The following is a 20,035-nucleotide window of genomic DNA, read 5'->3' as shown; positions in this document are numbered from 1 at the left end:
TGAGCCGAAGGCGAGTTTAGCGAGACCCCGTCTGGACCGAGCACCGCAGGTTGCCCGTAGCGCAGCGAAGGGACGCAGCAACCAGGGTCGCCTTTTCTTTTGCTTACTTTTCTTTTGGCGAAGCAAAAGAAAAGTGAGTAGCCGCCGGGCTACCCCGGCCAGCAGAACTCAGAAGAGCACACCGCCGGGGAACAAGCACTGATTTAAATCGAACCAAGGTCTTGAATAGCATCCACCACCATACTCGTCCCCACAGCAATCAGCAGAATGTCAGTGGCAACCCGCACATATTTATGCCCTGCTGGCGGCGCACCCAACTGCACCACCACAGCCGAAGGCACGGGATAGAACACGACGTCGCGAGGGAGCGGCTGGCCGATGGCGTATTTCTTCGCCTGGCCCGGGGGCAGGCAGCCGTTGTTTTTCTTGGCCAGGCCCGGAGGGCAATGGCCGGCCTTGAATTGTTTGCCGTAGTAGTTCTGGACCACGACGCGCTGCTGCGGCACAAAATAGCCGCCGACTTTGACATCAGCGGCATGCTTGTTCTTCTTCGCCTTTTTGCCGCCCTGCCCGTCATCACCGTGGTCGGACTGTTCCGCCTGCTCGTGCTTGTTGCCTTTGTTTTTGCCGCCGCCTGCCCATTCGGGTTTCTCGGCAAAACTCGTGGAGCAAACCATGGCGGCCGCCATCAGCAGTGCAAGGCTGCGGCCGGGCAGGCGCGGTCCAGTGGTCATCGTGGTGTTTTTCATTGTGGTTCTCCGGTAGTTATGGATGAAGGCCGATACGGCGGGCATGCAAACCATGCGAGGCACATGCCTGAACTGTTCAACGGAGGCCGTCCGATGCCGTTGACGGTGTTTTGCCCATTCTGGCTCCGGTGAGATAAAAAGCACTGTAGGGAAACAAGCTGCGACAGCGTCCTACATTTGCTCACATTCAAGTGCCGTGCGCCTCAAGCCGAAGGCTCCGCGAATTTGAGCAAGCGTGTTGCCAGCAAGGTCTCCGCCAGAAAACACACCAGGGCCAGCAGAAAACACACCACCCCCGACAGAAAACACACCGTCGCGATCCGTAGCGTTGGAAGCTCACTGGTTTCCCCGAGGAACAGCAGGATGATGGTGCTGCCGATCAGGATGGCGCAGAAGGTCAGCAAGGCGATGCAGATGTTGACCAGCCAGCCGCGGTGGCGAAGCTCGCGCAGCTCGGCGTACATGCGGTGCGCGCGAGGCTCTTCCACGCCACCGGCTTCGAGCCGGTTTTCCAGGAAGCGCGCGCGGTCGATGATGCGGGCCAGCCGGCCGGCGACGGCGGCGATCATGCCCGAGACGGCGGTGAGCAAAAACACCGGCGCCACCGCCAGCTGGATGCCGTGGGTGACCGTGGCAAGGTCGGGTGCAAAGTTCATGCAAAGCTCCAGCTGCGGGTTGAAAGGCCTGCATTTTGTCATGCCGCTCGCCGGGGCACGGTGCTACTTGAGCTCGAACGGCGCTTCGTAGCGTCGCTGGCAGTTCTCGCAGAAAAAGCTGCGCCGCTGGGTTTTACCGAGATGGGCTCTCACAAAAGGGATTTCGCAGCGCGGGCAGATGGTTTTGGTGTGGGCCAACCAGTGCTGCCTGAGCACAAAGGCTTTTTTCCAGGCGAGAAAATCAAAGCTGTACTGCCGGGCCTGCGCCACCAGCTCGCGCAGTTTGGGCGCAGGCAAAGCCCCGACAATTGACAAGGGGTGGACCCGGATACGAAACAGCACCTCGTTCTTGATGATGTTGCCGACACCGGAGAATACCGTCTGGTCCAGTAGCGCGTCGCACACCAGGGCGTCGGGCATGGCCCGCAGTTTCTTGCGGGCGGCCGCGGGATCCCAGGCATCCGACAACACATCGGCGCTCCAGTCGTAAACAGTGTCCAGGGGCTCTTCGACGTAGCGGACCGAGCAGTTGTAGAAGTTCAGTTCCTGGCCTCGGGCAAACCCCAGGCTCAACCGGGGCGCCGCGCCCTCCTTGCCTTCATTGATGCGATAGCTGCCGAACATCAACAGATGGATGCGGACGGAAAAGCCTTCGAACTCGAGCAAAAAATGCTTGCCCCAACTGCGCACCGCTAAAAGGCGCCGGCCCACCAGCCGCGCGATGTCGATGCGGCTGTTGCCACCGGCGCGCCGTACGATCTTGCCGGCAAAGCCCGCGGCCTGTTCCCTGAGAATTTGGATTGACGGCCCTTCGGGCATGAAAACTCCTCCAGCGCCCGGCGGCAGGCAGGCGTGAGGAGATTCTGGAGTTCGCGCCATGCCGGTGCATGTGGGCCGAGGCCGGTGGCAACTGACGGTGCGCGCGCGGCCGCTCGTGGGATTGCCCTACAGCAATGTCGTCGCTGTCCGACAACTCGCAGCGCGCGATGGTCCGCACAATAAATTCATCTCATCGGCGCGGCTGCGATGCGCAGTAGCGCGCCCCAACCAAAGGACTTCCCATGCTCTCCAACAATGAGGGACAACGCGTCCCCGACGTTACCTTCAAGACCCGCCAGAATGAGCAATGGGTCGACGTCACCAGCGCCGACCTGTTCGCCGGCAAGAACGTCGTGGCCTTCTCCCTGCCCGGCGCCTACACGCCCACCTGCTCATCCACCCACCTGCCGCGCTTCAACGCACTGGCAAGGACCTTCAAGGCCCACGGCATTGACGACGTGATCTGTTTTTCGGTCAACGATGCCTTTGTGATGAACGAATGGGGCAAGGCCCAGGAGGCCGGCAATATCACCCTGGTTCCTGACGGCAACGGCGATTTCTCAAAAGGCATGGGCATGCTGGTCGACAAAAGCGATCTTGGCTTCGGCAAGCGCTCCTGGCGCTACTCCATGCTGGTGCGCGACGGCCTGATCGAAAAGATGTTCATCGAGCCCGAGAAAGACGGCGACCCCTTCGAGGTCTCGGACGCCGACACCATGCTCAGCTACCTCGCACCGGATGCCGTGGCGCCCGAACCCATCACCCTGTTCAGCAAGCCGGGCTGCCCGTTTTGCGCCAAGGCCCGCGCCATGCTGGATGAAGCCGGCCTTTCTTACGAGGAAATCACGCTGAGCCACGGCATCAGCACCAACACGCTGCAGGCGGTGGCGGGCGCCGCCACGGCGCCGCAGGTGTTTGCGGGCGGAAAAAAAATCGGCGGATCGGAAGACCTGCAGGCTTGGCTGAAGGAGTTGAAGTCCAGGGCGGAACCTGCATCGCCGCGCCAGTTTCTCAGCTAGGGCTCTACTTGCCCAGCCCGATCGCCGCGCGCATCTTCTCCAGCTGGTCCGCTGTCGGTACCACAAAGGAGAATTGCGGGCCCAGGTCCAGCGCGACGGCGAGCGGCTTGGAGGGTGCTGTCAGGCCCTGGAAGGCGGCAACAGCCTTCTTGACGGTGGCATCCGGCACACTGGCGTGCAGATACAGGCCAAAGCCGACGCTGGTGGCCTTGGTCGGAACCACCACGAGGCGTGCCTGGTGCACTTTTTCGGAGCGCCCGGCGAGGCCCTTGAGGCTGACGCCCAATGCCGCGGGCTCGCGGGTGACGACGCCTGCCCAGGACTGCTCCTCCCACGCAAAGACGGCTTTTGCAATCAGGCCCTGCTGGCCGACGGTGGCTTGCGGCGCGACATCCTCCACATTGCCGCACAGGCCCTCGGCTTTCGCGATGGCGGCCTCCACACCGGCAGCCGTACCAAAGCACTTGGAGCGTTGGAGCTGGTCCAGCACGGCTTTCTGCTCTGCCGGCGGCAGGGTTTTCAGCGCCACGGCGCCCGCGTCGGTGGCGGCCTTGCCGGCAGCGGTAATCGCCAGCACCGCTGGCTGGACCACTTCATTGTTGAACACCACAAGCTTGTAGCCGCTCATCAGGCCGATGACCTGGTTGGTGTAGACCCAGCAATAAGGCGTCCGCCCCGATGCGGTAATGTCGTCCACTTTCTTGATGGCATACAAGGGCGTCTGCGGCAGGCCGGCGCGACCGATGAAGGCATGCATTTCCTGTTCGGCCACGGCGCTTTGATAGGCTGCTTCACCACGGAAAAGCTGGGGGTTCATGTAGGCCCCTCCGTCGCAGCTTTGTGCCCTGGCGGCCGGTGCCAAGCATGCGGCTGCCAATGCCAGCGAAAGGGAAATACGGGACAAATAGTGCATGTTTGGCTCCAGAAGCGGTGGCATTTGACAATTGGGCAGTTTGGCTGCGGTCACCGGATTTAGTAACAAAGTATGACATGCATACATCGGGCCATGATACGGACGACCCTGCTGGAAAGGCAGGCGTTTACCCGGGGTTGACCCGAATATTAGGCAGTAGACGTTGCCATCAGTTTGGCAAGCCGGCAGCCCGGCCCCCGCTCCCGGCCGGAAGGAAACTATGAAATCGGTAGCACGCCAGGTATGTCGGTATTGGGTTACCAGCTCTTCTTCCGAGCATTGTGGCTAGCCAATAGTTATCCTGCGAGCGGTTTTCAACAAGCCGCAGGCTGCCGGCCAAGGGAGCATCCTCTAAAGCGCTTGCGCCCTGCGCCGGGCGCCCGCCGCGCGCCGGGCCCGCCAGCTCTTCACCGCGTCGCAGGCCTCGAAATGCTTGAGCAAGTTCTGCTTTTGCCGCTCCAGCAGGCTGCTGGCCTCGATCATCCGCGGCCAGGTCTCGCAGGCCTTGCCTACCGCTTCATTGAGGACGCCGCGCACGCGCGTTTCGAACATGCCGGTGGCATTGCAGAAGCTGCGCAAGGTCTGGGCCGTGAGCCTGGCCTGCTTTTCCCCGCCGGGTACAAATCGCAAGGCATGGCCGCGCCCGCCCAGGTAAGCCGCGTAGGCCACCACGTCATAGGCCGGGGACAAGCCGGGCGTGCGGCCATCGCGGTAGAGCACGCCGAAATTCTTGACGTGGGCGTCGTAGTTGCCCAGCATCTCATTGACCATCACGCGGCGTATCAACTCCTCCGCCGCGCCCTCCCCCACCTCTGAAGGCAGGCTCATGCCTTCGCGTAGCGTCCTGGCCATGGCGGCATAGCTGGCGGCGGGATGGGTGTATTTTTCTTCGGGCTGGATGCGCAGGATCTGTGCGAAGTCCTCGCAGTGGATATGCCCCTGCGGCCCGCGGTCAAACCGTTTGACGGCCAGGAAATGGCGGCTCTCGCCGAGCACAAAGGGTTGTTCCGCCACGATTTCGTCCATGGGCGCCAGCCAGGCCTCGCAGATATCCACACCCGCGGCCTGCGCCAGGCGCAGCGAGAGTTCTTCCACCTCGGGCAGCAGGGCGAATTCCGCCGTGGGCAGTTTGGCGATGATGTGCGTGCCCTGGGCGTCGCGGGTGCGCGCCACATAGCGACCCTGCTGCTGCACCAGCGCCAGCTTGGGCTGCACGCCCGACAGCGAAGTCGCATCGGGCAGAGGGTCGGCGGTGACGGACATCTCAAGCGCGTCATGGTGCTGGGTGACCACGCCGGCCAGCGCCTTGGCATCGAGATGCGCCGGGTAAGCGTAAACGTTGCCCGGCAGGTCGGTTCCGCAGGCGGCCAGCATGTCGAAATGGTCGTTGGGCCCGCATCCGCGCAGTTGCTCCAGGTGGCGGCGCAGCGGCCCCTCGGGCAACAGGTTTTGAAAGAAAGCCGGCAGGCGGCCGCCTTCGGCATTGAAGAACGGCGTGTTGACGTAGCTGCGCCAGAAAATCTCGCGGCGATGTGCGTCGTCGTCCGTGGCCGACCAGGAAAACACCGGCGATGCCGGGTTGGACCAGAAGGCCTCGTCGGGAATGAAGCGCGTGAGCGCCGTGCTGCCCGTGCCGTATTGGAACAGCAGCCCGGCGCGCAAGGATCCCAGATAGATATCAAGCGCCAGGACATTCATTACCAAGGGCCTTTGGTTTTCCTTGTGCCTGCCGCAGCCGCAGCGAGCTGCGAGGTCTCGGCCACAATGCGATCCACCCGCGAGAGCGCGGGCGGCGCGGGCTCCTGGACACCGTGCGCCTGCAGGCCGGCGGCCACCACTTTGGGCAGCAGCAGCACTTCCAGCCCTAGCTGGTCGGCAATCGCCATCAGCGTGGTGATGCGCGGTGCGGTGCGCCCTTGAAGCACGTTGCGAACGGACAAGGGCGTGAGCCCCGTCTTTTCGGCCAGGGCCTGGTAGTCCAGCTTCAGGCCTTGCCGTTCCTCTTCGAGGCGTGTCGCGATTTCAGACAATGTTTTCATAAATAAAAATATCGTTTTTTCATAAAACAATAGTATTTTATCTATTTATTGGCTTGCGATGGGAAATAATCCATACAAAACTATCTTTTACTCAATAAAAGATAGTTTTATATAGTTTGATTGCGAATCAATGAAAATGAGGACGCGAGTCCTAAAACTAAAACGCGTAGCTGCCCATCCACGAGAGCAGCCAAGTCCGCCCCGCGGCCGGTTCAAAGTAACGGCCGTTGCCTTCGTTGACGATGACGGAACCCGCGTACTTTTTGTTGAAAAGATTGTCCAGCCGCAACGTGCCCAGCATCTTCCAGCCGCCCGCCTCCACGGCATAGCCGACATGCGCCGCCGCGACGGTGAACGAGGCGGCCGCGTCTGAATTAAGGTCGTTGACGGGAACGCTGCCCAGGTAGCGGGCCTCAACGCCGCCGCGCCATCCCCGCACCGGCCGCCAGCCGGCTTCGAGCGCCAGGGCCGAGCGCGCGATGCCGGGAATCCGGTTGCCCGCCGGCACCGCCACATTGGGTGTGGCGCAAGGCGTGGCCGCGCAGGTCAAAAATGCATCGCGGTAACGCGCCTCCAGCCAGGTATAGGAAAGCTGCACCAGCCAGTCGCCGGACAAGGCAAGGCTGGAGGCCAGTTCCACTCCGTGGCGCCGCGTGGCACCCGCATTCTGGAAGGTGCTGCGCCCACCCACATTGGTCTGGCTGACGATTTCATCCCGCGTGGCGGTCTGGAACACAGCCGCGCTCCACTCCAGCCGGTTGGCCGCGCCGGCCTGCGTATGCCCTTTCGCGCCCAGCTCCAGGTTGTTGCTGCGCGAGGGCTTCAAGCCCAGGTTGGGCCCGGTGGAGCCATCAGCCCGGTAGGCGGTCTCGTTCAAGGTCGGGGTTTCAAAGCCCTTGCCCGCGGTGGCGTACAAGCGCAGGTTGTCGGCGGGCGCATACAGCAGGCCCGCTACCGGCAAGGTGGCGCTGTAGCGCACGCTGCCGCTGTCATCGCCGTTGGGCCCTGCCACGTAATGATCAGCCGAATCAAAGCGCACCGTGCTGCGGCGCAGGCCCGCATGCAAGGTCCAGCGCGGAGAAAGTTTGAGGGTGGCCTGCGCATAAGGATCCAGGCTGCTGACGCGATTGGTTTCATCACGGCGCAGCGCGCCCTGCACGCCCAGGCTGGCGCCGCTGAAGTTCTGCATGCCCAGGCGCTGCTCGCGAAGGCTGTCGTAAGCCAGGCCGGCCACCAGCTCCAGCGGCAAACCGGCCAGCTGTGCCTGTGCCGTCAGGCGCAGGTCCGCGCCGGCATAAGAACGGTTCAAATCGATCACGCCGCCCGGATGCAGCGGGCTGGCCTGCGCCGCCACCGGGATGGCCTGGTATTGCACCGTGGCGCGCTGGCCCTGGTAAACCATGGCGCGCAGCCGGTTGCCGCCGCCAAGCGGCAGCTCATAGACCAGGCCCGCCTGGCTCTGGCGCACCGTCTTACGGGTGTTGAACTGGGTGGCCGAGGGGTCGGCGCTTTGAGGCGCGGCATCAAACTGCGCGCGGCTGAGGCCCAGCGGGTCGTCGGCGCGAAGGTCCACATGGTTGGCCACCAGCATGAGCTGCCCGCCGTTGGCGAGTTGCCAGTCGAGGCGCGCATTCGCCAGGTCACGCCGCGCCGCGCTGTGTGCCCGGAAGCCATCGCTGCTGAATTGGCTGGCATTCAAGGTGTAGCCCAGTGCGCCCGCGCTGCCCATGGCTTTGAGGCCGCTGCGGTAAAAACCATCGCTGCCCCAGGCAAGGCTGGGCGTGAGGGTGAGCGGGCCCTGGCCCTGCTCGGTGAACACCTGCACCACCCCGCCCGACGAATTGCCGTACAGCGCTGAAAACGGCCCGCGCAAGACCTCCACCCGGCTGGCCGAGCTCAGGTCTATGTGCGAGAGCTGGCCCTGGCCGTCGGGCATGGTGGCCGGGATGCCGTCGACATAAATACGAACGCCGCGCACCCCAAAGGTAGAGCGTGCCCCGAAGCCGCGCACCGACAACTGCAGGTCCTGCGCCTGGTTTTGCCGATCACGCGCCAGCACCCCGGGCGTCAGCGCCAGGCTTTCCGAGAGGTTGAGCTGCGCGCGGCCGTCGGCGCGAAGCCGCTCGCCGTCGATGACGTCGACCGAAGCCGGCACCTCAAAGGGCGGCAGCTCGGTGCGGGTGGCGCTGACCGTGACAGGCGCGAGCGACTGGGCCAGCGTCGTCGCACCCAGCAAGGGCGACAAGGCCAGCGCGGAGAGGCGAAGGCGGTAAGGCATGAAAGCGGGCACTCGATGGACTATGGACAAGGGCCGGGCCATCGTAGCCTGCCGCCGCGGCCCTTGCCACTGCGCGGCTGTAGGCCGAAGCCGCAAAAACCAGCTGGCTAAGCGAACTTGCGCACCGCATCCAGCGCCAATCCGGCGCCAATGCTGCCAAACCGGTCGCCTTCCACGCTGCGCGCCTGGGGCAGCAACGCGGAGATCTGCTCGCGCAGCAGGGGAACGCCGCTGGAGCCACCGGTGAAGAACACCGTGTCGATGTCGTCCCCGTTGACGCCGGCATCCTTGAGCAGCGCCACGACGGTGCGCGACACCGTGTCCACCAGCTCGCCGATGGCGCTATCGAAATCGGCACGGTGCAAAGTAAGTGTCTCGCCCGGAGCGATGCGTCCCAAATCCATGATGGCTTCGGGCGCATCGGACAGCGCGATCTTGGCCGCTTCCACCTGCATGGCCAGCCAGTGGCCGGCGCGCTCGCGCACCAGGTTCTGCAGGCGGTCCAGCTTGTCCTTGTCGACCGCGCCACGCCGTATGTCACTGATCTGCGTCCAGGATTTTTTGCTGTAGACCTGGTTGATGGTGTGCCAGGTCGCCAGGTTGAAGTACTGGGCCGAGGGCACCTCCAGCCCGCTCGCCAGCCGGCTGCCCAGCCCCAGTGTGGGCATCACGCTGGCCAGACTCAAGTATTTGTCGAAGTCGGTGCCGCCTATGTGCACGCCGCCGCTGGCCAGGATGTCGTCCCGCCGCTCGGCTTTTTTCGCGCGCTCGGGCGACAGGCGCACCAGCGCGAAGTCGGACGTGCCGCCGCCTATGTCCACCACCAGTACCAGCTCTTCGCGCCTGATCTGCGACTCGTAATCGAAGGCCGCCGCGATAGGCTCGTACTGGAAGGCGATGTCTTTCAGACCGACCGCATGGGCGATCTCGGCCAGGGTGTTTTCGGCTTTCTTGTCGGCCTTGGCGTCGTCATCCACAAAAAACACCGGGCGGCCCAACACCGCGCGGCTGAAGGACTGGTCCGCGGCTTTTTCGGCGCGGTGTTTGAGCTCACCGATGAACTGTGCCAGCAGCACGCGAAACGGCAACGCGCGGCCGGCGACCTCGGTGTGGTCGTCGATCATGGCCGTGCCCAACAGGCTTTTGAGCGAGCGCATCAGCCGCCCTTCGTAGCCTGCCAGATAGTCGGCCAACGCTGCGCGGCCGTAACTCACATGCTCGTCTTCCGCATGGAAAAACACCACCGAAGGCAGCGTGGGCTTGCCGCCTTCCAGCGGCAGCAGCGCGGGGAGCCCGGGCCGGCTCCAGCCCGCCGTGGAGTTGGAGGTGCCGAAGTCGATCCCGCAGGCTTGCAGGCCGCTCACCGCCCGGCCGGCTTGGCGAAGCCGTTTTCGGCCCAGGCCACGGCGCTGGCGCGGTTGAGCTTGAAGGACGGCGCCACGCGCACCTGCGCCAGCTGCTCGCCGGTTTCGTCGGCGGCGCTGAGCAGGCCGTGCGGGTTGTCCTCATCGGGAACGATGTCCAGCGAGACGGTCAGGCGCGCCGCGTTGGCGGTCACGGTGATGCTCTGGTGCAGCGTGGCGTGCAGCTGCTGCTCATGCCTGCGCACGAATTCCGAAGCCGTCTTGACCAGGGTGCTGAAGGCCGGCCCATCCAGCGGCTTGGGATTTTTCTTGTCGCGGCCCATGGTCCAGGGGCCGACCAGCGCGGGCTCGGGCTCGCCGTCCTTGATCATCGCGACGGCCCAGCCGTCATCGTCTTCATTCTTGATGACCTTGGCCGTCCAGCCATCGCCGCGCCAAAGCCGCGGCTCCTGGATGGGCGGGGTGTCATTGGGGGATTCATCGGCCAGGCCGGCAGCGGGTGTGTGGGAGTCAGTCAAAACGCGGTCACTCGGGTGGGGCGCCCCGGCAAGGGGCCGGGGGGAAATTCAGGTCACGCAGCGCCTTCAGCGGTGCGCAGGGGGACGTGGATTCTACAGCCCGACCTGAATCCCGTCACAACCCGAGGTCGCTCAGGCTTGGGTGGTCGTCCGGCCGACGGCCCAGCGGCCAGAAAAACTTGCGGTCCGCTTCCTTGATCGGCAGGTCGTTGATGCTGGCGTGGCGCACCGCCATCAGGCCGTTCTCGTCGAACTCCCAGTTTTCATTGCCGTAGGAACGGAACCAGTTGCCGGCATCGTCATGCCACTCGTAGGCAAAGCGCACGGCGATACGGTTGCCGCCAAAGGCCCATAGCTCCTTGATGAGCCGGTAGTCGAGCTCACGCGCCCATTTGCGCGACAGCAGGCCCACGATTTCCTCGCGGCCGGTGACGAACTCGGCGCGGTTGCGCCAGCGGCTTTGCGCCGTGTAGGCCAGCGATACGCGCTGCGGGTCGCGCGTGTTCCAGCCGTCTTCGGCGGCGCGGACTTTCTGTACCGCGGTGTCGTAGGTAAAGGGTGGGAGCGGCGGCCGGGTTTCCATGGTGGGGTCCTTTGGGTGAGGTGGGTGAAAGATGGTAGACAGACCTGTCTACTCGCTGCGATTCTGGCACAGGTAGACAGACTTGTCTACAATCGCGCCATGGACGTCTCCACCCCCTCCCCGCGCGACCGCATCCTGCTCACCGCGCACGACCTGTTCTACCGAGACGGCCTGCGCGCCACCGGCATAGACCGCATCATTGCCGAGTCGGGCGTGGCCAAGCTCACCTTCTACCGCTGCTTTCCCAGCAAGGACGAGCTGATACGTACCTTCCTGGATTACCGCCACGAACGCTGGATGGCCTGGTTTGTCGATGCCCTGGGGCGGCACGGCGCCACGGCGGGCGGCGGCCTGGCGCCGCTGCTGCCCACGCTGGCCGAATGGTTTGCCGACCCGCTGTTTCGCGGCTGCGCCTTCATCAACGCCATGGCCGAAGCCGGCGCCCTGCCCGGCGTGGCGCCGATCGTGCAAAACCATAAAAACGATATGCGGCAGGTGATTGCCGGCCTGTTGCCCGCCAGGCCGGGCCAGCAAGCCCTTGCCGGCGCGGCGGCGCTGGCCGTGGACGGCGCCATCGTGCGGGCGCAGATGGAAAGCGCTGAATCGGCGCTGGCGGGCCTGCGCCTGCTGCTGGATGCGCTGGACGCTCGGCCGACTAAGCCGTCACGGACCGCGGCTTTGCCTTGGGCCGGGACTTGAGCGCCGGCACCGCAGGCCCGGCAATTTTCGCCACCTTCACCGCCGGCCGTTTGCCCGAGGCCACCCACTCGTCGTAGAAGTCGATTTTTTTGTCCAGCAGCCTGAGCGCGAGCTGCCATTCGGCAATCATGCCCTTGACCTGCTCGCGGTGCGCCGACAGCAGCGCCTGCCGTTTGCTGAGGGTGCCGCTGCCCTGCTTGACCAGTGCCGTGTATTCACGCATTTCGGCGATCGACATGCCGGTGCGCCGCAGCCTGTCCATCAGGTCCAGCCAGCTGATGTGCAGCTCGCCGTAGACGCGGCGGCGCCCGGCGTCGCGTGCCACACCGGGAATCAGGCCCTGGGCCTCGTACCAGCGTATGGTGTGCACGCTGCGCCCGGTGCGCGCGGCAAGTTGCCCGATCAGGAAGTTTTCAGCCATGCCTGACTGTATAAAACCAGGGCTCAGGCGGCAAGCGCGGCGGACGATGACGAGGAAGGCGCTTCCAGTGCCGAATTCACCAGCGCGGTGTCGAGGTACTCCATCAAGTCCTTCATCTTCCCGTCCTCCATGCGGCAGACATAGCAATAACGGTTGTTGTAGGCCTTGCCGGCCTTGGTCGTGACCCGCCCTTCGAATTCGATGATGACCATGTCACCGTCGGCCATCACGCGGCGCGTGGTGCTGATGTAAGGCGTGGCGAACTGGGCGTACAGGGGCCGCAGCAGTTCGTTGATGACCACCTGCTTGCCGCTGTAGGTGCGCGACCACGGTGTATCGCCCGGGATGGTCCATGAAAAATCATCGGCCATGGCGTCGACAAAAGCCGTTCCATTGCCTTTGTCCAGTTCCGCCATGACCTGGCGGATGTGCTGCCTGTTGGCGTCGGTGGTGTTCGTAGTGGATGCTGTGTTCATGAGGAAGCTCCTTGAATGCCCGTCACACCGGGTGTGGGGCCCGGCAATTTGCGAGGGCTTGAAGGAATTGGAAAACCTTGAGTGCACTCAAGGTCAAGCCCGGCCATGGCAGCGTTGTTGTTTTGCAGGGCAACCCTACAATGCCCCATGAACCAGAAACGACCCGCCGCCAGCGAATGGGTGACAAAGATGCTGGCCGTACTCAAAACCGGCAACACCTCGGCGGCATTGGCCCAGATCAAGGCCACCACCAGCAGCAAGGATTTGCGGCAACTGCATGCCGCGCTCGAAAAAGCGCAGCTTCTGAAACAGCTCGCTGCTGTCGACACCGCGATTTCCGACCAGTTGCAGGCGCTGGCCTCGCCGCGGCTCAGCCGCTCGCCCTGAGAAGACTTCCCGCTAGGCCGGACGAATCTCGAACTGGGCATCGCCCATATAACGATTCGGCCCCAAGGCTGCCGTCACGGCCGCCAGCTCCGCCACCTGCCATTGGCTGAAAACCTCCAGCTCGTCGGCTGACAGCACATCTTCCGCAGGTGATTCGCCGTAGGTCGAAACCAGCCGCATGTATGCGGTGTACACCGGCAGCACCAGGCTTTCATGGCCCAGCGCGGCCTCCAGCGCCGTCCTGAAGCGCTGCTCGGCCGCCTGCAGCTCTCCCTCGGACGCGTCTTCATAGGCGTAGAGCCTGAGCCGGTAACTCACAGGATTCCCTTCATGGCTTCGCAGGTGCCGGCATGTTCTGCGTCAATTCGATGCGGCGGCGCAGGCGATCGGCTTCGGTGGTGTTGCCGCCCTGCTCCACCCGGCGCAGCTCCACGCCCAGCCAGGCCAGCAGCGGGCGCCGCCAGCCCTGGGCCGAGGCGGTGTCGATCGCCTGGCTGATCACGGCCGGGTCGGCCTTGCCGGTTTGCAGCAGCACGCCGGCCGCCACCAGCTTCGACAGCGGGTCGGTGATGCCCGCCAGTGCGCCCGCATTGCCGGCCGCAGCCGCGCGTTGCGATTCAGGCAGCAAGGCAATCCCCTGCGACCGGACCCCGCCCTTGAGGTAATCGGCATAGGCCCGCTGGGCTTCGGTGGCATCGGTACGCAGTTTTTCAAAACCGGTGCAGGGCTCGTCCAATACCAGGCTGGCGATGCGTGTCGCGCAATGCAGCAGTTCGGCCGTGGCCAGCAGGTCGGCGCGGCCCGAGCGCGTGAGCTGGCCGCGCGCGCGCTCCAGCTCGGCCATCTCGACGCGGCTGTTGCCTTCCATGTAGGCTGCGACGGATCTGTCCATGGAGCCTTTGGCTTCGAGCTGCCAGTCCGGCGCGCGCGGGCCGCTGGAACAGGCGGCCAGCAGCCCGGCGGCAGCCAGCAACATGGCAAGTTTTGTGGCGGTGGTGTTCATGGCAGTTTCATCTCCGCCTCGCTCGCATCCTTGGCGAAAGGCCATTTGCGGCTGATCTCGTTGATCAGGCCTTCCACCTTGCGCAGGCTGGCCTCCACGTCGGCGCGCAGCGCGCCCAGGTCATCGGTGGCGACCTTGGCGTTGCGGGTCACGGCCTGGGCGTCCTGCAGCAGCGCATCGACCTTCTTGAGGCTGGTGCGGGCCTCGCCAAGCATGGTGTTGAGCTGCACCACGGTGGCGCGGGTTTCCGGCATCAGGCCCTTGTCGCCGAAGACCTGGGTGTCGGTCTTGGCGGCCAGGCCGTCCAGCTTGGCAAGCAGGGAATTCGTGCGATCCAGCGTGGCGGCGAACTTCTTCGCTTCGGCTTCGCTGCCCAGCAGCACCGTGAGCGCGCCGCCCGGGCCGTTGAGGCGCTCTGTCAGGGTTTTAACGTTGGCCAGGCTGGCGCCCACCGCGCCGCCCTCGCCGGTCAGGGTGTTGAGGTTTTCGATCAGTTCCTTGGCCGCGGCGACCACCTTGGGGACCTCGGCGGCGGCATCGCCCAGCAGCACGGTACGCTCCGCGCCTGCGGGCAGCGGCGGGTCGTTCAGCAGCCCGGTGTAGGCGCGCAGGCCTGTGCCGCCGACCAGCCCGCGCACCAGCGTGAACACGCTGCTGGTGCGCAACCAGTGGGCGTCCTTGGCCGCCACATCGACCAAAATGCGGGCCTTGCCGTCGGGCGCCAGCTCGACGCGGTTGACCCGGCCGATCGGGAAGCCCGAGAAGGTCAGGTCCATGCCGACCACCACGCCGTCCGAATCGTCGGCGATCAGCACCAGGCGCTGGGTCGATTCAAACGCGCCGCGCGCATACATCACATACAGCGCCGAACCGCACACCAGCAGCAGCATGAAGAGCAGCAGCAGCCTGGCCTTGAACTCCAGGCCGGCGATTTCCGCCGGCGAGGACTCCGTCTCGCGCGAGGGCTGCAGCGGGTCCGGCCGGCCGGGCGGCGGCGGTGATGGGTTGGGGGTGTCGTGGGATGAACTCATGGGATGTACTTTTTTTGTTGAGTCAATAGTAATTGCCGACCAGCGACGCCACTTCGATCAGCAAAATCACGGCGAACATGCGCACCAGCCCGCGCATCTCGGCGCTGGTGCGCACGCTGGCTTCGGACATGCCGTACAGCGCCGAAGCCATCGGAATCAGCGACACGGCCAGGCAGAAAAACAGGGTCTTGAGCACAAAGATCAGCGTGACCGCCGGGCTGAACACCTGGCCGAAGAGCCGGGTGTAAGACGCCAGGCCCGAAAGCGTGAAACCGTAGGTCGCGATGTAGGCCACCACCAGCGCCACCACACAGCTGAGCGCGGCCAGCGTGATGCCCGAGAACATGCCCGCCACCACGCGCGGCAGCACCTCGCGCCGCACCGGCTCTATGCCCTTGCGCCGCATTTCGTCGAGCTCGCCGCTGGCCTGCATGGCCGTCAGTTCGGCGCCGTCGGGAATCGTGCAGCGTAGCGCCACGAACAGCGCCGCCGTCAGCGGGATCAGCTCCAGCACCAGCACCCGAATCACCACCTGCAGGGCATACTGCGACAGCCCGTAGCTGAGCGCCGTCACCAGCACGATGCGCGTCAGCACCACCGTCACCAGCGCGCACAGCACGGTAAACCACAAAAGAATCGGCGCGGTGTTGATATAGATGTGGCGCGCCAGAATCGCGCGGCTTTGCGGGCTGTAGCTTGAGGGCGACAGCGTCAGCACCAGGATGATCGCCCCCAGGTGCACCAGCCGCCACCACTCGATCACCCACTGCTGCGCGGCACGGCCGGTTTGCGTGAGTCGATCCTGTCCGTGTGCCTTGGATGCCATCCGGGCATGATACCCGCGGGCCTTGCCGGTTCCATGTAGGATGGCAGGCGTTTTGCCCTCCCCTCCCCCTCCCCTTCTTCCGACCTCCCTGGTCGCAAATACTCCATGGCCCTCGACACCTGGACCGCCTACTTCCTCGCCTCCATCCTGATTGCCTTGTCCCCGGGTTCGGGCGCGGTGCTGGCCATGAGCCACGGCCTGAGTTTTGGCATGCGGCGCACGCGCGCGACGATTGCCGGTTTGCAGATCGGGCTGGTTGTCATCCTGCTGGTGGCGGGTGCGGGCGTGGGTTCGCTGCTGGTGGCCTCGGAGCTGGCTTTCAGCGTCGTCAAAATCCTGGGCGCGGCCTACCTGATCTACATCGGCTGGTCGCAGTGGCGTTCATCAAACGGCATTGCGCCGGATGGCGGGGCCGCGGCGGCCGACGGGAACGGCCTCTCGGCCAGGCGGCGCTTTTTCACCGGGCTGCTGACCAACGTGACCAACCCCAAGGGCATTCTGTTCATGGTGGCGGTGCTGCCGCAATTCATCAGCCCCAGCCGGCCGCTCTGGCCGCAGTTGCTGGTGATGGCCGTGACCACGGTAGCGGTGGACACCGTGGTGATGCACGGCTATGCCTTCGCGGCCAGCCGCTTGCAAACCTTTTTCAAGAATGCACGCGCGGTACGGCTGCAGAACCGCGTCTTCGGCGGCATGCTGATGGCGGTGGGCGCGGGCCTGTTCTTCGTCAAGCGCAGCCACGCGGCGGCGCACTAGCCTCTCAAGCTTTCGCCACCTGGGCCGAGACAATCGCGGCCAGCGTGCGCAGCGCCTCGTCGGCCTGGCCGGAAAACGGCGCACCGCAGCTGATGCGCAGAAAATTGTCGAAGCGATTCGAGTTGGAAAACATGGAGCCCGGCGCAACGCGTATGCCCTGGCGTATGGCGGTGTCGAAGACGGCCTGCGCCGAGGTGCCGGCCGGCAGTTCCACCCACAGCATCATGCTGCCCCGGGGCACCGACAAGCGTGTGCCGGGCGGGAAATGAGCCGCGATGGCTTCGGCCATCTGCTCGCGCTGCGCGTTGAGCATGCGGCGCAGCCTGGCCATGTGGCGGTCATAAGCGCTGGAGGCCATGAACTCGGCCACGGTGTACTGGGCCAGGGTTTCGTTGGCGCGGCTTTGCGCGTACTTGATCATCTGGATGCGGGCCTGCCAGCGGCCGCCGGCGACCCAGCCCAGGCGCAGGCCGGGCGCCAGCGTCTTGCGCAGCGAGGCGCAGTAAATCACCGAACCATCGCGGTCCCAGGCCTTGGCGGCCTTCAGCGGAACGTCATCGGGACCCAGCGTGCCATAGGTATCGTCTTCAATCAGCGCGATCTGCTGGCGCTCGCACAGCCGCACCAGCTTTTCTTTTTCGGTGTCGGGCATGACGCTGCCCAGCGGGTTGTGGAAATTCGGCATGACCACCACGGCGCGTATGCGGTCGTGGGTGCGCAGGGCCAAGTCCAGCGCCTCGACGGAAATGCCTTGCTGCGGGCTGGTGGGAATCTCCAGCGCGCGCAGGCCCAGGCTTTCGAGAATCTGCAGCAGGCCGTGGTAAGTGGGAGACTCCACCGCGACGGTATCGCCGGGCTGCGCCACCGCGCGTAAGGCGATGTTGAGCGCCTCTATGCAGCCGTGGGTCACCAGGATGTCCTCGGGCGACAGCTGCATGCCGGCTTCCAGCGCGCGTTTGGCCAGCACCGCATTGAGCGGTGAATCGTGCAGAAAATCAGGCGCGCTCACCAGCAGGAAGGGATGCTTGCGCAGGGTCCGCGTGGCGGCGTTCTTGAGCGCCTCGGCGGGGTACATATCGGGCGAGCCGTACGTCCCCGCGAGGTTGGTGACCAGCGGGTAGAAGTCGCACTTGGCGACAAAGTCCGAGACGCGGTCATGGATGCCGACGTACTGGGCCGGGTCCAGCTTGCGGCCCAACTCTGGCTCGCTGGGCGGCTGCAGGTCGGTGCGCCGCCGCTTGAGCACAAAGTAGCCGGACCGCGGCCGCGCCTCCAGCAGGCCTTCATCCTCCAGCGTATGGCAGGCCTCAACGGCAGTGGAGAGGCTGACCTGGTGCAGCCGTGTCAGCGCCCTGACGGAGGGCATGCGTTCGCCGGGCATCAGCACGCCGGACTGGATGGCCTGCCGGTAGTGGCTGGAAAGCCGCAGGTAGAGGGGTTGTTGCGTCAGGGGTAACACGTCCATGGCTTGAATGATCCGTGAAGGGGCTGCGGCGACACAGCCACAGATGGGGCGAAATCAGACCATAACAGATGAAGAAAAAGTCTTCTGTACCGATACAGAAAGGCCTTGTGTGCATCTGTCGGGAATCCGGCGCTTTCCTTAATCTTGCAGCCATGTCCTCCCCTTGTCCACGCAAAGCCCTAAATGGAGCCGCCATGCAAGACCCTTACGCCTCCCGCCGCCTTGAACTCGACGCCGGTGAATCCCTGTTCTTCCACAGCAAGGCCGGCAGCGCGCTGATCAGCACCTCGGGCACGTTGCTGGTGACGGGCGCGCCGCGCTGGCTGGGCGAACAGGTGTTTTGCAGCGCCACGGCGCTGGAATCCGGACAGTCGCACATCCTCGTCCAGGATGGCTGGGTCACGGTAACCGCCCAGCATGGCGGAGCGGCCTGCCTTGTATGCCAGCCCATCCGTGCATCGCGGCTGGAAAGGCTGGCGGCGGCGGGCAAAAAATGGTTCATCCGCCTCTCAGGAATCACACAGGCCGCGCGCGGCCGATACCGCAGCGCCAAGCCGGTTTAAAGCCGGCACGGTAAATTCGATCTTCATTCCCACCCCTTTCACCCACACCCATGACCACTTCCGCCTGGCTTTTGTTCATCACCATTTCGCTTGTGACCGCGCTCAGCCCCGGGCCGGGCATTTTGCTGGCGGTTTCCAATGCCGTGGCCTGGGGGCCGCGCAAAACGCTGTGGAGCTCCTCCGGCAATGTGCTGGGCGTGTTTTCGGTGTCGGCCGCGGCCATGGCCGGCCTGGGCACTTTGCTGCACACCTCGGCCTGGCTGTTCGCGGTCCTGAAAACTGTGGGCGCGGTTTACCTGGTTTACCTAGGCTGGCGCCAATGGACCAGCAAGACTTCGATGTTCGACGCGCCCTTGCCGGAACAATCGCTGCCGGGAAAAAGCAATGCCGCGCTGTTCCGCCAGGGCCTGCTGGTGGCGCTGACCAACCCGAAAAGCATCCTGTTTTTCACCGCGCTATTTCCCCAGTTCATCCACCCCGAAGCCCCGGTGCTGCCGCAGTTCCTGGCGCTGACCAGCGCGTTCGCCGCCTGCGTACTGGTCTCGCACATGGCTTACGTGCTGCTGGCGCGCCACACGCACCGCTGGTTCGGCACGCCGCGCCGGGCCCGGGTGTTCAACCGCATCTGCGGCGGCGCCTTCGGCCTGCTGGGCTTAAGCCTGCTGCGGCTCAAAAGCCCCAGCTGATTCCCCTGGACTTCTGCCCTCCCCTCTATATATATAACCACCCCAAGAAAGCCCCCGCCATGGAAGATTCACGCGACGCCCGTTTTGCCGCCCAGGAAGCCGCCCTCGGCTACAGCTTCGAAGGCGAGATCAAGATAGGCGGCAATTACGTGTCCACCCTGAGGCACGGCGACACCGTCTACGTCAGCGGCCAGGTGCCGCGTGTGGGCAGCACGGTCGTGGTCACCGGCCGCGCCGGCTCGGACGTATCGCTGGCCCAGGCCCAGTTGGCCGCCAGGGTCTGCGCCATGCGCGCGCTGGTGCTGCTGCGGCAAAGCCTGGGCAGCCTGGACCGCATAGCGCAAATCCTGCGCGTCACGGTTTACACCCAGTCCGCGGCCGACTTCACCCAGCAAAGCGAGGTGGCCGATGCCGCGTCGGAACTGCTGCATACGGTGCTGGGCACGGCCGGCACCCATACGCGCACCTCCGTAGGCGTGGCGCAGCTGCCGAAAAATGCCGCGGTGGAACTGGACCTGATCGCCGCCGTTACGCCGGACTAAGGGCCTGTTAACGCTATTTATGCAAATGCGAATGGGGTGAAAACGGCGCCAATCAAGGCGCGCGACGACGCCCAGACCGGGCGTCTGGGCTAGGAGCGCAACGCCGAGTGGCGCCGTTTTCACCCCATTCCCTTCGGGTTGCGATCAAAAAGGCCTTGACGGGGTCTACCCCGCCTGCGTTTTGCGCCTTGCTCAAGGCCTTTTTGACTCGCAACGCATCTTGCATAAATAGCGTTAACAGG

24 protein-coding genes are annotated in these 20,035 nt (G+C 64.6%); 7 read left to right on the top strand and 17 right to left on the bottom strand.

Going from position 1 to position 20,035, the window contains the following annotated elements:
* Positions 1-203: 203 nt before the first annotated feature.
* The 3 genes from AC1D1F_RS02365 to AC1D1F_RS02355 all read right to left on the bottom strand — a co-directional run bounded on the left by AC1D1F_RS02365 (position 204) and on the right by AC1D1F_RS02355 (position 2,224).
* Complete coding sequence (locus AC1D1F_RS02365) at positions 204-749, bottom strand: hypothetical protein (protein WP_477679281.1); 546 nt, start codon at positions 747-749, stop codon at positions 204-206.
* A 203-nt stretch (positions 750-952) separates the two neighbouring features.
* Positions 953-1,405, bottom strand: coding sequence for a DUF2721 domain-containing protein (locus tag AC1D1F_RS02360; RefSeq protein WP_477679280.1), 453 nt, complete (start codon positions 1,403-1,405; stop codon positions 953-955).
* A 63-nt stretch (positions 1,406-1,468) separates the two neighbouring features.
* Positions 1,469-2,224, bottom strand: coding sequence for a DNA-formamidopyrimidine glycosylase family protein (locus AC1D1F_RS02355; protein WP_477700645.1), 756 nt, complete (start codon positions 2,222-2,224; stop codon positions 1,469-1,471).
* A gap of 242 nt (positions 2,225-2,466) precedes the next feature.
* Here AC1D1F_RS02355 and AC1D1F_RS02350 point away from each other — a divergent pair, with 242 nt between their 5' ends.
* A complete protein-coding gene (locus AC1D1F_RS02350) occupies positions 2,467-3,243 on the top strand; it encodes a glutathione peroxidase (RefSeq protein WP_477677826.1) in 777 nt (258 codons plus the stop codon).
* 4 nt (positions 3,244-3,247) lie between these two features.
* On the opposite strand, the gene AC1D1F_RS02345 is transcribed toward AC1D1F_RS02350, so the two are convergent.
* The 7 genes from AC1D1F_RS02345 to AC1D1F_RS02315 form a co-directional block, all read right to left on the bottom strand.
* The gene (locus AC1D1F_RS02345; RefSeq protein WP_477677827.1) at positions 3,248-4,060 is read right to left on the bottom strand and encodes a hypothetical protein; all 813 of its coding nucleotides are present in this window, start codon (positions 4,058-4,060) and stop codon (positions 3,248-3,250) included.
* A gap of 447 nt (positions 4,061-4,507) precedes the next feature.
* Complete coding sequence (locus AC1D1F_RS02340) at positions 4,508-5,854, bottom strand: type II toxin-antitoxin system HipA family toxin (protein ID WP_477677828.1); 1,347 nt, start codon at positions 5,852-5,854, stop codon at positions 4,508-4,510.
* Positions 5,854-6,195 carry a helix-turn-helix domain-containing protein gene (locus AC1D1F_RS02335; protein ID WP_477677829.1) on the bottom strand — a complete coding sequence of 114 codons (342 nt, stop codon included), beginning with the start codon at positions 6,193-6,195 and terminating at the stop codon, positions 5,854-5,856. The genes AC1D1F_RS02340 and AC1D1F_RS02335 overlap by 1 nt, the downstream gene beginning before the upstream one ends.
* Positions 6,196-6,352: 157 nt before the next feature.
* Positions 6,353-8,473, bottom strand: coding sequence for a TonB-dependent receptor domain-containing protein (locus AC1D1F_RS02330; protein WP_477677830.1), 2,121 nt, complete (start codon positions 8,471-8,473; stop codon positions 6,353-6,355).
* A 107-nt stretch (positions 8,474-8,580) separates the two neighbouring features.
* Positions 8,581-9,837, bottom strand: coding sequence for an Hsp70 family protein (locus AC1D1F_RS02325; protein ID WP_477677831.1), 1,257 nt, complete (start codon positions 9,835-9,837; stop codon positions 8,581-8,583).
* Complete coding sequence (locus tag AC1D1F_RS02320) at positions 9,834-10,355, bottom strand: hypothetical protein (protein ID WP_477677832.1); 522 nt, start codon at positions 10,353-10,355, stop codon at positions 9,834-9,836. Before AC1D1F_RS02320 ends, AC1D1F_RS02325 begins: the two co-directional genes overlap by 4 nt.
* Positions 10,356-10,470: 115 nt before the next feature.
* A complete protein-coding gene (locus AC1D1F_RS02315; RefSeq protein WP_477677833.1) occupies positions 10,471-10,938 on the bottom strand; it encodes a nuclear transport factor 2 family protein in 468 nt (155 codons plus the stop codon).
* A 99-nt stretch (positions 10,939-11,037) separates the two neighbouring features.
* Between AC1D1F_RS02315 and AC1D1F_RS02310 the strand changes: the two genes are divergently transcribed.
* Positions 11,038-11,637 carry a TetR/AcrR family transcriptional regulator gene (locus AC1D1F_RS02310; protein WP_477679179.1) on the top strand — a complete coding sequence of 200 codons (600 nt, stop codon included), beginning with the start codon at positions 11,038-11,040 and terminating at the stop codon, positions 11,635-11,637.
* On the opposite strand, the gene AC1D1F_RS02305 is transcribed toward AC1D1F_RS02310, so the two are convergent.
* A complete protein-coding gene (locus AC1D1F_RS02305) occupies positions 11,594-12,058 on the bottom strand; it encodes a MerR family transcriptional regulator (protein ID WP_477679180.1) in 465 nt (154 codons plus the stop codon). The genes AC1D1F_RS02310 and AC1D1F_RS02305 overlap by 44 nt on opposite strands.
* 23 nt (positions 12,059-12,081) lie before the next feature.
* On the bottom strand, positions 12,082-12,534 hold the full coding sequence (locus AC1D1F_RS02300; RefSeq protein WP_477679181.1) for a nuclear transport factor 2 family protein: 453 nt from the start codon (positions 12,532-12,534) through the stop codon (positions 12,082-12,084).
* Positions 12,535-12,681: 147 nt separating this feature from the next.
* Here AC1D1F_RS02300 and AC1D1F_RS02295 point away from each other — a divergent pair, with 147 nt between their 5' ends.
* On the top strand, positions 12,682-12,921 hold the full coding sequence (locus AC1D1F_RS02295) for a hypothetical protein (RefSeq protein WP_436154316.1): 240 nt from the start codon (positions 12,682-12,684) through the stop codon (positions 12,919-12,921).
* A 12-nt stretch (positions 12,922-12,933) separates the two neighbouring features.
* Here the strand turns inward: AC1D1F_RS02295 and AC1D1F_RS02290 are convergent, their stop codons facing one another.
* Genes AC1D1F_RS02290 through AC1D1F_RS02275 form a run of 4 tightly spaced genes read right to left on the bottom strand, consistent with a single transcriptional unit; the run spans position 12,934 to position 15,781 of the window.
* Positions 12,934-13,239, bottom strand: a complete 306-nt coding sequence (locus tag AC1D1F_RS02290; protein WP_477700644.1) for a hypothetical protein — start codon at positions 13,237-13,239, stop codon at positions 12,934-12,936.
* Positions 13,240-13,249: 10 nt separating this feature from the next.
* A complete protein-coding gene (locus AC1D1F_RS02285) occupies positions 13,250-13,924 on the bottom strand; it encodes a hypothetical protein (protein ID WP_477678413.1) in 675 nt (224 codons plus the stop codon).
* Positions 13,921-14,955 (bottom strand): MlaD family protein, encoded by a 1,035-nt coding sequence (locus AC1D1F_RS02280; protein WP_477697416.1) that lies wholly within the window; start codon positions 14,953-14,955, stop codon positions 13,921-13,923. The genes AC1D1F_RS02285 and AC1D1F_RS02280 overlap by 4 nt, the downstream gene beginning before the upstream one ends.
* Before the next feature lie 22 nt (positions 14,956-14,977).
* A complete protein-coding gene (locus tag AC1D1F_RS02275; RefSeq protein ID WP_477678415.1) occupies positions 14,978-15,781 on the bottom strand; it encodes an MlaE family ABC transporter permease in 804 nt (267 codons plus the stop codon).
* Between the two features lie 105 nt (positions 15,782-15,886).
* Here AC1D1F_RS02275 and AC1D1F_RS02270 point away from each other — a divergent pair, with 105 nt between their 5' ends.
* Positions 15,887-16,537: a LysE family transporter gene (locus AC1D1F_RS02270; RefSeq protein WP_477697418.1), complete on the top strand. Its 651-nt coding sequence runs from the start codon at positions 15,887-15,889 to the stop codon at positions 16,535-16,537.
* A gap of 4 nt (positions 16,538-16,541) precedes the next feature.
* Here the strand turns inward: AC1D1F_RS02270 and AC1D1F_RS02265 are convergent, their stop codons facing one another.
* The gene (locus AC1D1F_RS02265) at positions 16,542-18,002 is read right to left on the bottom strand and encodes an aminotransferase-like domain-containing protein (protein WP_477697419.1); all 1,461 of its coding nucleotides are present in this window, start codon (positions 18,000-18,002) and stop codon (positions 16,542-16,544) included.
* A 194-nt stretch (positions 18,003-18,196) separates the two neighbouring features.
* Between AC1D1F_RS02265 and AC1D1F_RS02260 the strand changes: the two genes are divergently transcribed.
* Genes AC1D1F_RS02260 through AC1D1F_RS02250 form a run of 3 tightly spaced genes read left to right on the top strand, consistent with a single transcriptional unit; the run spans position 18,197 to position 19,793 of the window.
* The gene (locus tag AC1D1F_RS02260; protein ID WP_477678418.1) at positions 18,197-18,565 is read left to right on the top strand and encodes a hypothetical protein; all 369 of its coding nucleotides are present in this window, start codon (positions 18,197-18,199) and stop codon (positions 18,563-18,565) included.
* A 50-nt stretch (positions 18,566-18,615) separates the two neighbouring features.
* The gene (locus tag AC1D1F_RS02255) at positions 18,616-19,251 is read left to right on the top strand and encodes a LysE family translocator (RefSeq protein WP_477652153.1); all 636 of its coding nucleotides are present in this window, start codon (positions 18,616-18,618) and stop codon (positions 19,249-19,251) included.
* A gap of 59 nt (positions 19,252-19,310) precedes the next feature.
* Positions 19,311-19,793 (top strand): RidA family protein, encoded by a 483-nt coding sequence (locus AC1D1F_RS02250; protein WP_477697420.1) that lies wholly within the window; start codon positions 19,311-19,313, stop codon positions 19,791-19,793.
* Positions 19,794-20,035 lie beyond the last annotated feature (242 nt).

It is taken from the genome of Polaromonas sp. P1_H6 (genome assembly GCF_056405195.1).
The sequence above is the reverse complement of the archived record's forward strand: the minus strand, read 5'-3'. Positions and strand labels throughout refer to the sequence as shown.